The organism is Anaeromyxobacter sp. Fw109-5, from assembly GCF_000017505.1.
Classification (GTDB): domain Bacteria; phylum Myxococcota; class Myxococcia; order Myxococcales; family Anaeromyxobacteraceae; genus Anaeromyxobacter.
The window spans coordinates 2,300,308-2,312,789 of record NC_009675.1; the positions used below are offsets into that span (position 1 = coordinate 2,300,308).

Sequence of the window (12,482 nt, forward strand, 5' to 3'; positions counted from 1 at the left end):
GCGGCCGCCGCTCAGCGGCGCACGCCGAGCAGCTCGTCGATCCGCGCCATGAGATCCTTCGTCGAGAACGGCTTCGTCACGTACGCGTCCGCCCCGAGCCGCAGGCCCCGGGTGACCTCGGTGTCCCTCCCCCGGGCGGTGAGCATGAGGACCTTCGTCCCGCTCCACCGGGGATCGGCGCGGATGCGCTCGCACAGCTCGAAGCCGTTCAGCTTCGGCAGCATCACGTCGAGCACCACCAGATCGGGCGTCCGCTCGGCCAGCGCCGCCAGCGCCGCCTCCCCGTCCGGCGCGACGGCGGTCTCGTGGCCGGCGCGCTTCAGGAGGTACTCGAGCGAGAGGACGATGTTCGGCTCGTCGTCCACGATCAGGACGCGCTTGCTCATCGGCCGGCTCCGGTCCCCTGCGCGGCGCGCCGCGGCTCCTCGGCGGCCTGCGCGGCTGCGTCCAGCGGCAGCACGAACGAGAACGTCGCGCCCCGTCCCAGCTCGCTCTCGACCCACAGCCGCCCGCCGAAGTGCTCCACGATCCTGCGGCTGATCGGCAACCCCAGCCCCGTGCCGCGCGGCTTCCCGGTCAGCGTGTCGCTCACCTGGCGGAACTTCTCGAAGATGATGTCCTGGTCCGCCGGGCTGATGCCGGGGCCGTCGTCCTGTACGTCCACCCGGACCCCCTCCGGCGCCGGGGCGAGCCGGACCTCCACCCTGCCCCCGCGAGGGCAGAACTTCACCGCGTTCGAGAGCAGGTTCATGATCACCTGGACCAGCCGGTCGCGGTCGGCGCGCACGCGCGGCGCCGGCTGCAGCGCCACCGCGAGCTCCACGCCGCTGTCGCGGAAGAGCTGGCTCGTCGCCTCGACCGAGTCCTGGATGGCCTCCCGCACGTCCAGCTCCGCCGCGTGCCACTCCGCGTTGCCCGACTCGATCTTGGCCATGTCGAGCAGCTGGTCGATGAGGCGGGTCAGCCGCTCGGACTCCTTCACGATGATGGCGAGGAACCTCACCCGCTCGGCGATCGGGGCCTTGGGATCGTCGCGGAGGATCTCCGAGAAGGCCCGGATCGAGGTGAGGGGCGTGCGGAGCTCGTGCGTGACGCTGGACATGAACTCGTCCTTCATCCGATCGAGCTCCTGCAGCTGGGCGTTTGCGGCGCGGAGCTCGGCGGAGGCGGTCTCGAGGGCGCGCGACTTCTGCTCCAGCTCGCGGCTGTAGGCGCGCACCTGCGAGGCCTCGTCGAGGATGTCCATCACCTCGTCGAGGCCGAGGGGCTCCTCCTGCACCACCGAGGCGACGAGGACGCGCGCCGAGGCGCCGCCGATGGCGCCGGCGAGCTGGGTCTCCGCGAAGTGGACGAGGTCCGCGTCCGCGGGCAGCGCTTCGAGGGAGCCGACGCCGCGCCGCCGCGCGTAGGCGAGGAAGGCCTCGCGCGCCCGCTCCGGTCCGAGGAAGCGCCCCGTGAGCGGCAGCAGGTCCTGCACCGAGGCGCTGCCCCGCCACAGCCGCGAGCGGTCGAAGGCGTGCGTGCGCTCGAACACGTCCACGAACAGGGCCGCCTGGCTCGTCTCCGAGACCCCCGGCCGGCTCGCGACGGACACCGCGACGTACAGGCCGACGTTGGCGAGCATGCTCCAGAACAGGGCGTGCGGGATCTCGTCCATGCCCGTCAGCCCGAACAGCTGCTGGGGCTTCAGCAGGGCGACCCCGAGGAGCCCCTCGCTGAGGAAGCTCGCGGGCAGCCAGCCCGACTTGGCGAAGGAGGGCAGGAGCAGCGTGTACGCCCAGACCGCGAAGCCCGCCGAGAGGCCCGCGAACGCGCCGGCGCGGGTGCCGCCGCGCCAGTAGATCCCGCCGAGGATCGCCGGCGCGAACTGCGCGACCGCGGCGAACGAGATGAGGCCGATCGCGACGAGCGCGTACGCCTCGCCGGCGACGCGGAAGTACGCGTAGCCGAGGAGCAGGATCGCGCCGATCGCCAGCCTGCGGATGGAGAGGAGCAGGCCGGAGACGTCGCGCCACTCGTTGAGGCGGAGCGACCTCATGCGCAGCAGCACCGGCATGACCAGGTCGTTGCACACCATGGTGGAGAGGGCGATCGTCTCGACGATCACCATGCCGGTGCCGGCGGAGAGGCCGCCGATGAAGGCGAAGAGGGTGAGGGCCTCCTCGCGCCGGAACATCGGCAGGGTGAGCACGAACGTGTCCGCGTCCACCCTCGCGCCCGAGAACAGCGCGAGCCCGCCGATGGCGATCGGCAGGACGAAGACGTTGATGAGCAGCAGGTACAGCGGGAACAGCCAGATCGCCTTGCCCAGGTGGCCCTCGTCCACGTTCTCCACGACGGTGATCTGGAACTGCCGCGGCAGGAAGAGGATCGAGAGCATCGAGAGCAGCGTGAGGAACGTCCAGCTGACGTAGCTGCCGCTCGTGGCGGGCACGGTCAACAGCCCGCGCAGCTCCGGCGTCTTCGCCGCCTGCCCGAGGACGTCGCCGAAGCCCCGGTAGACCGCGAAGGTCACGAACGCCCCGACCGCCAGGAAGGCGGCGAGCTTCACGACCGACTCGAAGGCGATCGCCGCGACGAGCCCCTCGTGCCGCTCGGTCGCGTCGAGGTGGCGCGTGCCGAACAGGATCGTGAAGGCCGCCAGCATCAGCGCGATGTAGAAGGCCGTGTCCTGCAGGAACGGGAGCGCCAGCGCCTTGGCCGGCATGACGACGTCCGGGTAGTGCCGCAGGATGGTGAAGCTGCCGGAGATCGCCTTGAGCTGCAGCGAGATGTAGGGGATGACCCCGACCACCGCGATCACGGTGACGAGCCCGCCGAGCAGCTGGCTCTTGCCGTAGCGCGACGCGACGAAGTCGGCGATCGAGGTGATGCGGTAGGCCTTGCTGATGCGGATGATCTTCCGCATCACGTACCACCACAGCGGCACCATGAGGGTCGGCCCGAGGTACACCGGAAGGAAGCCGATGCCGCTCGACGCGGCGCGACCCACGCTGCCGTAGAACGTCCAGGTGGTGCAGTACACCGCGAGCGACAGCGCGTAGATGTACGGGTTGGCGATGATCGAGCGGCCGGCCTCCGCCCGCTTGTCGCCCCAGTACGCGATCGCGAAGAGCACGCCCAGGTAGGCGAACGAGGCGACGACGATCACCCAGCCCTGGAGCATGCGCGGCTCCTACTCCCGCCGTCGCTCGATCACGAGGGCCATGAGCCCGATGACGAGGCTCCACACGCCGAAGACGTACGCGTACAGGAGCGGGAGCCCCGCGATCTCGCTGGGCCGCGCGAACAGCGAGAGGATCGGGTAGTTCAGCAGCGCGCCGCCCATCAGGAAGATGGCGACCAGCCGCGGCCCCGTCGTACCCGAGCGGTTCATCGACGCCTCCGGCGGCAGGATAGGGCGACTATAGCGCGGTGCGCCGGGGTGCGCAGGTGACGCGCTCACCCGGATGGTCCCCTGCGGATGGTGACGACACACGAAGGCGCCACGCTCGCGTGGAGGACACCCTCGCGGCACCGCTGATGACTCACAGAAAGAAGCGGGCCCGGCGACCGGTCGCCGGCGTGCTGGCGCGGGCGTGGCCGGAACCCGTTTGCGCTATGGTGCGCCGGAGGGGACCCGTCCCGCGCGGAGGAACGGAATGCACATGGAGAGCGTCGAGCGCTGGCAGCACGATCACGCGTTCGTCGGGCGCGAGCCGGCGCGCGCCGAGCGGCGTACCCGCTGGGTCGTCGCGCTCACGCTCGGCATGATGGTCGCGGAGATCGTCGCCGGGACCCTGTTCCGGTCGATGGCGCTCCTCGCCGACGGCTGGCACATGGGCACGCACGCGGCGGCCCTCTCCGTCGCGGCGTTCGCCTACGCCTACGCACGCAAGCACGCCGCGGACCCTCGCTACACGTTCGGGACGGGCAAGGTCGGCGCGCTGGGCGGGTTCGCGAGCGCGGTGGGGCTGGCGGTGATCGCGCTCCTCGTCCTGACGGAGAGCGCCGTCCGGCTCGCGTCGCCGGTGACGATCCGTTTCGACGAGGCCATCCTCGTCGCCTGCGTGGGGCTCGCCGTGAACCTGTTCTGCGCGTTCTTGCTGCGGGACGAGGAGCACGGGCACGCCCACGGGACGGACCACCTCGACGCCCACGACGGTCGAGAGGACCACGACCACGACCACGTCCATCGCGGCCATGGCCACCGGGACCACAACCTCCGCGCCGCCTACCTCCACGTGCTGGCCGACGCGATGACCTCGGTCCTCGCCATCGTGGCGCTCCTCGCGGGGAGGACGCTCGGCTGGAGCTGGATGGATCCGGTGATGGGGATCGTCGGCTCGGTGGTGATCGCCCGCTGGTCGTACGGCCTGCTGCGCGACACCTCGTCGGTGCTGCTCGACGCCGAGGCCTCGGCGGCGCGCCGCGCCGAGATCCGTGGGGCGCTGGAGCAGGGAGGGGATCGGGTCGCCGACCTGCACGTGTGGCGGGTCGGTCCGAGGCACCTCGGCGCCATCGTGTCGGTCGTGAGCGACGCGCCGCGCCCACCCGCCGCCTACAAGCAGCGGCTCGCGGCGTTTCCCGATCTCGTGCACGTCACGGTCGAGGTGCACCGCTGCGACGGTTCGGAGACGCGCGGCGTCGCCTGAGCGGTCAAAACGCGCGGCTCTGCCCGCCGTCCACCACCCAGCACGCGCCGTTCACCCAGCTCGCCCGCGCCGAGAGGAGGAAGGCGACGACGGCCGCCACCTCCTCCGGCCGGCCGAAGCGCCCCCCGGGGATCTCACGGCCGACGAAGTCGGCGATGCCCTCCGGATCGGAGAGCCGGCGCCGCTCCCACCCGCCGCCGGGGAACGCGATCGATCCCGGCGCGACGGTGTTCACGCGGATGCCTTCCCGCGCGAGCTCCCGCGCGAGCGCCTTCGCGAGGCTCACCTCCGCCGCCTTCGCGACGTTGTAGGACGGGCCGCCCCCGGCCTCGCGGCCCCAGATCGAGGAGATCATCACGATGGCGCCGCCGCCGCGGCGGCGAAGCTCCGGGATCACCCGGAGGCTCGCGCGCAGCGCGGGGAAGAGGTTTCGATCGAGCACCGCGCGGAAGTCCGCCTCGTCGGCCTCGGCGACCGTCCTCGCGCCCGAGCCGCCCACGTTGTTCACGAGCAGATCGACGCCGCCGAGCCGCTGCACCGTCCCGGAGACGAGGGCGTCCACCCCGCCCGCGGTGGTCAGATCGCAGGGCACGGCGAGGTGAGGGCCCGGACCCGCGGCCTCGAGCGCGCGGAGCGTCTCCGCGAGCGCGTCCTCCCCGCGCGCGCCCACCGCCACCCGCGCGCCCTCGCGGGCGAGCTCGAGCGCGATGGCGCGTCCGATCCCGCGGCTCCCCCCGGTGACGATCGCCGCCTTTCCGCCCAGTCCCAGGTCCATGAGGCGAGTGTAGCGCCGGGGAGGAACGTCCGGTCCGCCCTCGTCACCCCTCGAGCGGAGCGAGCGGGTGGCGCACGATGGTGCGCAACGCCTCGGGCGGCGTGGGCGGGCCGTTCAGGTAGATCTCGTGGATGGGGGGCGCGAGCCGCCGCCCCGCCTCCCGGGCGGCCGCCTCGAGCCGCGCGACCGCGGGCCCCACCGCGTCGTACGGCCCGCGATGCAGCGTCTGCACGCACTCGCCCTCGTTCAGCTCCTGGACGCGGACGGCGCGCGAGGCTTCCTGGTCCTGGATGGCGGCGGCGACCTCGGCGAGCTCGGCGCGGCCGATCGTCACGCCGGGACCGAGCCGGAGGAGCAGCTCCCAGGTGAATGGCCCATGCGTCACGTCGGGCGTCCACCAGAGCGCCTCCAGGAACGCCGGCTCGACCGCCACGCCGCGGCGCGCCAGCTCCTCCGCGACCGTGCAGAGCGCCGCCACGTCCGCCTGGAACACGGCGCCCCCGGGCTCGCCGCGACCGACCTTGGCGAGGAAGCGGGCCGGCGCGACGGTCACGAAGCGCGGCGTCTCCGCTGCGGCGTACTCCCCCCGTGCAGGCGGCGACGGCGACTCGGCCGCGCGTGCGATCGGCATGCGTTCACCCCCGTGCTCCCCAGGAAAACACGCGCACGATGGGCCCGAGGCGCAACTGCGACGAGCCGGCGCGAGCCCCGTGCGCCCCCCGGTCTGCGGGGCGGGCCTGCCGACGCTCGCACGCCGCTCAGCGGGGCAGAGGCTGCGCCGGGGCGCCGCACCGCGATGCGTGCAGGCGGTCGTCACGCTCGACGAGCCGGCGCCGGCACTCCACGCAGGTGACCGTGTCCCGGAGGATGGTGCACCACCGCGCGTCGGCCGCGCCGCAGAGCGCCGAGTCCTTCGTGACGAAGTGGATGGGGTCCATCGGTTCCTCCGGACATCGTGGGTGACGCCAGACCGGGTCGCGGAACCAACAGTGCGAGTATTCGCCCAGTACCCACGGTCCGGGAGTCCCACGTTCCAGGGCGTAGTCCAGTGTGCGACGCGGTGGTCTCGCAGCGATCTCGCGCGCCTGCGGACGCGGCGCGGAGCCGCGCGGCGCGAGGCCGCGAGCTCATCTCAGCGTTGACCGGTCTCCACGGGCTTCCCGGCCGCGATCCAGCCGGAGATGCCGTCGGTCATCACCCACAGTGTCCTGTAGCCGAGCTGGGCCGCCTCACGGGCGGCCTCGTGACTGGCAGTTCACCGCGGACCCGAGCAGTAGAAGACCAGCCTCGCGTCGCGATCCTCCGGCAGCACCTCGCGCAGCGGCCCGTCGCCGGCGAACCGCGCGCCGGGGAGGTGATGCCGCTCGAACAGATCGCGGACGTTGGCGTCGACGATCGTCACGCCGGGGGCGCCGAGCATCTTCTCCACGTCCGAGATGGACGCGACGCGAAACGGCTCGCTGCCGCCGCGCGAGCCGCAACCGAGCGCCAGCGCGATGACGACCCCCAGGCTCCGACGCATCTGCACCTCCGGGGCAACCTCTAAACGACCGTGCGCGATTCGGAAACAGCGCGGCGAAGCCGCGCCCGCGGGACGGCGCGCGAGCCCCGAGGGGCGAAGCGCGCCCGGGCCCCGCGTAGCAGGGGTGGGGCCCCGACGAGCTTCGCTCGGCGGGGCGGGGGCGCAGCCCCCGTCAGAACATGGCTAAACCATGGCGTGATTCGCGACACCGAAGGTGATCGCGAATCACGAACCATGGTTTAGCGCACGGCCCCGCGCGGTGCCAGCGGACGGTTCCTGGAGGCGCGAGCGCGCCCTGCCTCAGGCGGTGGCGCCGGACTCGAGATCCGTCTCGGCCGACCACCTCGGCCCCGCGATGGGGATCTCGACCTCGTCCTCGATCATCTCCAGGCCGAAGCCGGCGAGCAGGCGGGCGTGATCGGGTGTGCCGGGCAGGAAGGAGACCCGCTTGGTGCGCCGCGCTTCCCGGGCGAAGTTCGCGAGGATGCTCGCCGCGAACTCGAACGCCTCCACCGCGTGGGTGAGGTCCACGACGAACCGCGCGGCGTCGGACTCCTCCATGGCGAGCCGGAGCGCCCAGGCCGAGGCGCCGTCGAACGCGCCGTGTACGGCCAGCACGACCGCATCTCCCGCTTGCCATCGAACGATAGACGCGCCGGTCATCTCGAAACGAACGTTAGGCACTCCGCGCGCGGCGCAAAGGGAGAATTTGCACTATGCTCCGGGTCTCTTGTCGGAACGGCCTCCGATCGCCATTCTCTTCGACCTCGACGGCACGCTCGTCGACACGGTGCCCTTCATCCTCGCCTCCGTGCGTCATGCGTTCGCCGGGTACGGGGACTGTCCGACGGACGCTCAGTGGATCGCGGGCATCGGCACCCCGTTGCGGGCGCAGATCGCCTCCTTCGCTCGTCACCCCGAGCACGTGGACCCGCTCGTGGCCCGTTACCGGCAGTACTGGGTCGAGAACCACGACCGCATGACACGCCCCTTTCCTGGCGCCCTCGAGGTGGTCGAGCTCCTCGTTACCAGGGGGCACCCGGTCGGCGTGGTGACGGCCAAGACCGAGGAAGGTGCGCTGCGGACCCTCCGGCACACCGGGCTCCTGCGTTACATGCGAGCGATCGTGGGCGCGGATACGTGTCTCCGGAGCAAGCCGCACCCGGAGCCGGTGCACGTCGCGCTCGCGCGGCTGGAGCGGCCCCCGCCGGAGGCCATCCTCGTCGGCGACTCGCCGCACGATATCGCGGCTGCACGAGCCGCGGGGGTCCGGGCCATCGGGGTACTGCACGGCGCGTGCGATCGCGAGCGCCTCTTCGCGGCCGGCGCGGAGACGCTGCTCGAGGACCTCGGGCCGCTGCCTGCGCTCGTCGCCGCGACCGGTTAGCGCGCCCCCTCCGAGCGGCTCCGGACGCGCCCGGAGGCCCGCACGCCGAGCTAAGCTCCCGCCGGTGGCAAGGTCGTGGCGGCTCACGCCCGCCGCCCGATGGGGAGGACGCATGGTGAACGGGCTCGAGGCGACGCGCCGGGCCGGCGGCCTGGCGAAGGAGTTCCGGGAGTTCCTGCTGAAGCAGAACGTGATCGCCCTCGCGGCCGGCGTCGTGATCGGCGCCGCCATCGGCAAGGTGGTCAGCGGGATCGTGGATTTCGTGGTCATGCCGGTGGTGGGGCTCCTGCTCCCGGGCCAGGACGAGTGGCGCCAGGCGAAGCTCGACATCGGCGGGGGCAACGCCATCGGCTACGGCGAGGTGGTGGGGCGGCTCGTCGAGTTCGGGATCATCGCGCTCGTCGTGTTCCTCGTCCTGAAGGCGTTCGTGCGCGCGCCGCCGCCGCCCGCGCCGACGAAGGCCTGCCCGCAGTGCCTGGAGACGATCCCGGCCGCGGCCCTCCGCTGCCGCGCCTGCACCTCGGAGGTCTGAGCTCGAGCGCGTCCGGCCGTCCCCGCGCCGCGGGCGTGGTAAGAGTCGGGGATGCGCATCGCGTACCTCGGCCCGCCGGGCACCTTCAGCGAGGAGGCGGTGGCGCGCTGCGATCTGGCGCGCGGCGAGGCGGTGCCGCAGCCGACCTTCGCAGACGCGTACCACGCGCTCCGGCGGGGCGAGGTGGACGGCGCGCTCCTCCCCATCGAGAACTCCATCGAGGGGAGCGTCGGCGCGACGCTCGACCTCCTCGTCGGCGAGCCCGGCCCGCTCATCCGCCGCGAGCTGCTCCTCCCCGTGCGCCAGCACCTCCTCGCCCCTCCGGGCACCCGCCTCGAGGACGTTCGCCGCGTCCTCTCGCACCCGCAGCCCTTCGGCCAGTGCAGCCGCTTCCTGCGCGAGCGGCTCCCGGGCGCGGCGCTCGAGCCGACCCACTCGACGGCGGAGGCCGCGAGAAAGGTCGCCGCGGGCGAGGCCGGCGCCGCGGCGATCGGCTCGCGGGCCGCCGCCGACCGCTACGGCCTCGCGCTGCTCGCCGAGTCGATCCAGGACGTCGACGAGAACTTCACCCGGTTCGTCCTGCTCGCGCAGGCCGACGAGGCGCCGACCGGCGCGGACCGGACCAGCATCGCCTTCACGCTCGACCGGGATCGCCCGGGTGGCCTGTACGAGGTGCTGGGCGAGCTCGCCAGCCGCGGGATCAACCTCTCCAAGGTGGAGAGCCGCCCGATGAAGCAGGCCCTCGGCCACTACGTGTTCTTCCTCGACTTCGAGGCGCACCGGCTCGAGCCGGCGGCGGCCGAGGCGCTCGCGGGCGTCCGCGCGCGCGTGCACCGCCTGTGGCTGCTCGGCTCGTATCCGCGCGGCGGGGCGCCGTAGCGCCGTCAGCGAGGAGCCCGCCATCCCGCGGCGAGCGCGCGCAGGTGATCCCCCGAGGCGCCGCAGCAGCCGCCGACGAGCGCGACCCCGGCAGCGAGCGCTGGCCGGAGCTCCGCGGCGAAGGCGTCCGGCGAGCGCACCGCACCCGGGAGCCCGGGGCTCGGCTTCGCGACGAAGGGGACGGGGAGGGTGGCCTTCGCCCAGGCGGCGAGCGCCCCGAGCGCTGCGCCGGGCGCGCCGCAGTTCACCCCGACCGCGCTCGCGCCGAGCGACGCCATCGCGAGCAGGGCCTCCTCGACCGAGGTGCCGTCGGAGAGCGTCGCGCCGTCGCCGAGCGCGGTGAAGGTCACGACCGCGTCGAGCCCGGTCGCGCGGGCGGCCACGAGGGCGAGGCGCGCCTCGGCGCGGTCGTGCTGCGTCTCGAGCCAGAGCAGGTCCGCGCCGGCCGCCGCCAGGGCGCGCGCGGCCCGTCCGTAGCCGGCCGCGAGGCTCCGGATCGGCGCGGGCCGACCGGGCGCGGCCAGCCCCGTCGGCCCGAGCGCCCCGGCGACACGCGCGCCGGGCGCCGCCCCGCGCGCCAGCCGCACGGCGATCGCGGCGAGCTCCTCGACGCGCGGCGGGTCGAGGCGCTGCGCGAGGCGCGGCGCCGCCAGGTTGAACGTGCAGGTGAGGACGATCTCCGCGCCCGCCCGGGCGTGATCGGCGTGGACCTCCGCGATCGCGTCGGGGCGGGCGAGCAGCCACTCCTCGGGGAGCGCACCCTGCGGGAGCCCACGCGCGACGAGCGCGGTGCCCATGCCGCCGTCGAGCAGCGTCGGCGCGCCGGGCGCCTCGTGGAGGCTCGTCACAGCGCGAGCTCCTCGAGGTGGGCCGGGACGTGCGCCCTCCAGCCGAGCCCGTCCATGCGCGCCTTGGCCGCGGCGAGCGCCGCGGGCTCGCCGTGGACGAGGAGCGTCCGGGCCGGCGGGGAGGGGAAGGTCGCGAGCCAGCGCGAGATCTCCGCCTCGTCGGCGTGCGCCGAGAAGCCGCTGATCGTCGCCACGCGGGCCTTCACCGGCACGTCCTCGCCGTGGATGCGCACGGTCGGCGCCCCGCTCTGCAAGGTCCAGCCGCGCGTGCCCGCCGCCTGGAAGCCCACGAGCAGCACGGTCGTGCGCGGATCGGGGAGGCGGCGGGCGAGGTGGTGGAGCACGCGGCCGCCGGTGGCCATGCCCGACGCCGACAGGATGACGCACGGGCCGCGCACGTCGTTCAGGGCCTTGGACTGGTCGGTGCTCCGGCAGAAGGAGAGCTTCGCGGGGCGGAGCGGCTCCTCTCCCGCCTCGATGAGGCGGGTCGTCTCGTCGTCGTGGTCCGCGCGGTGCGCGAGGAACAGCGCGGTCGCGTCCACCGCCATCGGCGAGTCCACGAAGACCGGGAGCGCCGGGATCTCGCCCCTCGCCTCGAGCGCACGGAGCGTGAAAAGCACCTCCTGCGTGCGGCCGATGGCGAAGGCGGGGATGATCACCGCGCCGCCCGCGCGGACGGCGCGCCGGATCTCCTCGGCGAGCGCGGCCGCGGGCGAGGCGTCCGGGTGGGCCTTGCCCGCGTAGGTGCTCTCCAGCACGAGCGCGTCGGCGGGGGAGCCGGGATCGGGATCCGGGAGGATGGGCGCGCCGTAGCGGCCGAGGTCGCCGCTGAAGAGCAGCCGCAGCGGCCGCGGCCCGTCGAGCGCGAGCTCGACGAGGGCGCTCCCCAGGATGTGGCCGGCCCGGCGGAAGCGAACGCGCACGCCCGGCGCGATCGCGCGCTCCTCGTCGTAGGGGAGCGGGGAGAGCCGCGGCAGCGCCGCGAGCGCGTCTGCCTCGGAGTAGAGCGGGGCCGCGTGCGGGGCGTGCTTCGAGTACCCCCTCCGGTTCGCGAAGCGCGCCTCTTCTTCCTGCAGCCGCCCCGAGTCCGGCAGGAGGAGCCCGGCCAGGTCACGCGTGGCGGGCGTGCAGTGCGCGAGGCCGCGGAATCCGTCCCGGACCAGCAGCGGCAGCGCCCCCGTGTGGTCCACGTGGGCGTGCGTCAGCACCACCGCGTCGATGGAGGAGGGCGGCACGGGCCAGGGCGCGCGGTTGCGGAGCCGCAGCTCCTTCTGCCCCTGGAACAGGCCTGCGTCGACGAGGACGCGGACGGACCCGGACTCGACGAGGAAGCGCGAGCCGGTGACCGTACCCGCCGCGCCGAGGAAGCGGATGGACGCCATGATGCGCCGATTCTACAATTCACCGGGGTCGGCGCGTGCCCGACCTGAGCTCGACTGCGCAGCGCGAGCGCCTCCGGGCGGCTCGGCGGAGACAAACGGAATGCGCCGCAAGATCCGGGTCGTCGGGGCGATGATCGAGCAGGACGGCAAGTACCTCATCACCCAGCGGCCGCCGCGGGCCTCCTTGCCGCTGCTGTGGGAGTTCCCCGGCGGCCGCGTGGAGGCGGGCGAGACGGATCCCGCCGCGCTCGCGCGAGAGCTGCGCGAGGAGATGGGCATCGGGGTCGAGGTCGGCGACCGCGTGATCCACGTCGAACACGCGTACGAGAGCTACGACATCGACTTCTGCGTGTACCGCTGCCGGCTCGTCACCGGGCCCATCCAGAACCTCCGCGTGCACGCCCACCGCTGGGTCCGACCCGACGAGCTCGACCAGTACGAGTTCCCCGCGGCCGACGAGAAGACCATCGCGAAGCTCCTCGGCCTCTAGCGCCCGGCCACCCGCCCGCTTCGCGCGCGCCTC

15 protein-coding genes are annotated in these 12,482 nt (G+C 73.5%); 5 read left to right on the plus strand and 10 right to left on the minus strand.

Going from position 1 to position 12,482, the window contains the following annotated elements; all coding sequences use genetic code 11:
* Positions 1-11: 11 nt before the first annotated feature.
* The 3 genes from ANAE109_RS10345 to ANAE109_RS10355 are packed head-to-tail and all read right to left on the minus strand — an operon-like array spanning position 12 to position 3,376.
* On the minus strand, positions 12-386 hold the full coding sequence (locus tag ANAE109_RS10345) for a response regulator transcription factor (RefSeq protein WP_012096810.1): 375 nt from the start codon (positions 384-386) through the stop codon (positions 12-14).
* A complete protein-coding gene (locus ANAE109_RS10350) occupies positions 383-3,166 on the minus strand; it encodes a sensor histidine kinase (RefSeq protein WP_012096811.1) in 2,784 nt (927 codons plus the stop codon). Before ANAE109_RS10350 ends, ANAE109_RS10345 begins: the two co-directional genes overlap by 4 nt.
* Before the next feature lie 9 nt (positions 3,167-3,175).
* Positions 3,176-3,376 carry a hypothetical protein gene (locus tag ANAE109_RS10355; protein ID WP_012096812.1) on the minus strand — a complete coding sequence of 67 codons (201 nt, stop codon included), beginning with the start codon at positions 3,374-3,376 and terminating at the stop codon, positions 3,176-3,178.
* Between the two features lie 265 nt (positions 3,377-3,641).
* On the opposite strand from ANAE109_RS10355, the gene dmeF reads away from it, so the two are divergent.
* Complete coding sequence (gene dmeF / locus ANAE109_RS10360) at positions 3,642-4,634, plus strand: CDF family Co(II)/Ni(II) efflux transporter DmeF (protein ID WP_012096813.1); 993 nt, start codon at positions 3,642-3,644, stop codon at positions 4,632-4,634.
* 4 nt (positions 4,635-4,638) lie between these two features.
* On the opposite strand, the gene ANAE109_RS10365 is transcribed toward dmeF, so the two are convergent.
* From ANAE109_RS10365 to ANAE109_RS10385, 5 genes are all read right to left on the minus strand, one after another.
* Complete coding sequence (locus ANAE109_RS10365; RefSeq protein ID WP_012096814.1) at positions 4,639-5,409, minus strand: SDR family NAD(P)-dependent oxidoreductase; 771 nt, start codon at positions 5,407-5,409, stop codon at positions 4,639-4,641.
* Between the two features lie 43 nt (positions 5,410-5,452).
* On the minus strand, positions 5,453-6,040 hold the full coding sequence (locus tag ANAE109_RS10370) for a GyrI-like domain-containing protein (protein WP_012096815.1): 588 nt from the start codon (positions 6,038-6,040) through the stop codon (positions 5,453-5,455).
* Between the two features lie 127 nt (positions 6,041-6,167).
* The gene (locus ANAE109_RS10375; RefSeq protein ID WP_041448263.1) at positions 6,168-6,347 is read right to left on the minus strand and encodes a hypothetical protein; all 180 of its coding nucleotides are present in this window, start codon (positions 6,345-6,347) and stop codon (positions 6,168-6,170) included.
* 317 nt (positions 6,348-6,664) lie between these two features.
* Positions 6,665-6,931, minus strand: a complete 267-nt coding sequence (locus tag ANAE109_RS10380) for a rhodanese-like domain-containing protein (protein ID WP_041448264.1) — start codon at positions 6,929-6,931, stop codon at positions 6,665-6,667.
* A 300-nt stretch (positions 6,932-7,231) separates the two neighbouring features.
* Positions 7,232-7,549, minus strand: a complete 318-nt coding sequence (locus ANAE109_RS10385) for a hypothetical protein (protein WP_049768566.1) — start codon at positions 7,547-7,549, stop codon at positions 7,232-7,234.
* A 112-nt stretch (positions 7,550-7,661) separates the two neighbouring features.
* Here ANAE109_RS10385 and ANAE109_RS10390 point away from each other — a divergent pair, with 112 nt between their 5' ends.
* The 3 genes from ANAE109_RS10390 to pheA all read left to right on the plus strand — a co-directional run bounded on the left by ANAE109_RS10390 (position 7,662) and on the right by pheA (position 9,729).
* The gene (locus tag ANAE109_RS10390; protein ID WP_041448265.1) at positions 7,662-8,318 is read left to right on the plus strand and encodes an HAD family hydrolase; all 657 of its coding nucleotides are present in this window, start codon (positions 7,662-7,664) and stop codon (positions 8,316-8,318) included.
* A gap of 112 nt (positions 8,319-8,430) precedes the next feature.
* Positions 8,431-8,850: a large conductance mechanosensitive channel protein MscL gene (gene mscL, locus ANAE109_RS10395; protein ID WP_012096819.1), complete on the plus strand. Its 420-nt coding sequence runs from the start codon at positions 8,431-8,433 to the stop codon at positions 8,848-8,850.
* A gap of 51 nt (positions 8,851-8,901) precedes the next feature.
* Complete coding sequence (pheA, locus tag ANAE109_RS10400; protein ID WP_012096820.1) at positions 8,902-9,729, plus strand: prephenate dehydratase; 828 nt, start codon at positions 8,902-8,904, stop codon at positions 9,727-9,729.
* 5 nt (positions 9,730-9,734) lie between these two features.
* Here the strand turns inward: pheA and ANAE109_RS10405 are convergent, their stop codons facing one another.
* Positions 9,735-10,577 carry a homocysteine S-methyltransferase family protein gene (locus ANAE109_RS10405; RefSeq protein ID WP_012096821.1) on the minus strand — a complete coding sequence of 281 codons (843 nt, stop codon included), beginning with the start codon at positions 10,575-10,577 and terminating at the stop codon, positions 9,735-9,737.
* Entirely contained in the window at positions 10,574-11,959 is a 1,386-nt protein-coding gene (locus ANAE109_RS10410) for an MBL fold metallo-hydrolase RNA specificity domain-containing protein (RefSeq protein WP_012096822.1), read from the minus strand. Before ANAE109_RS10410 ends, ANAE109_RS10405 begins: the two co-directional genes overlap by 4 nt.
* A gap of 100 nt (positions 11,960-12,059) precedes the next feature.
* Here ANAE109_RS10410 and ANAE109_RS10415 point away from each other — a divergent pair, with 100 nt between their 5' ends.
* Entirely contained in the window at positions 12,060-12,449 is a 390-nt protein-coding gene (locus ANAE109_RS10415; RefSeq protein ID WP_012096823.1) for a (deoxy)nucleoside triphosphate pyrophosphohydrolase, read from the plus strand.
* The last annotated feature ends 33 nt before the right edge of the window (positions 12,450-12,482 follow it).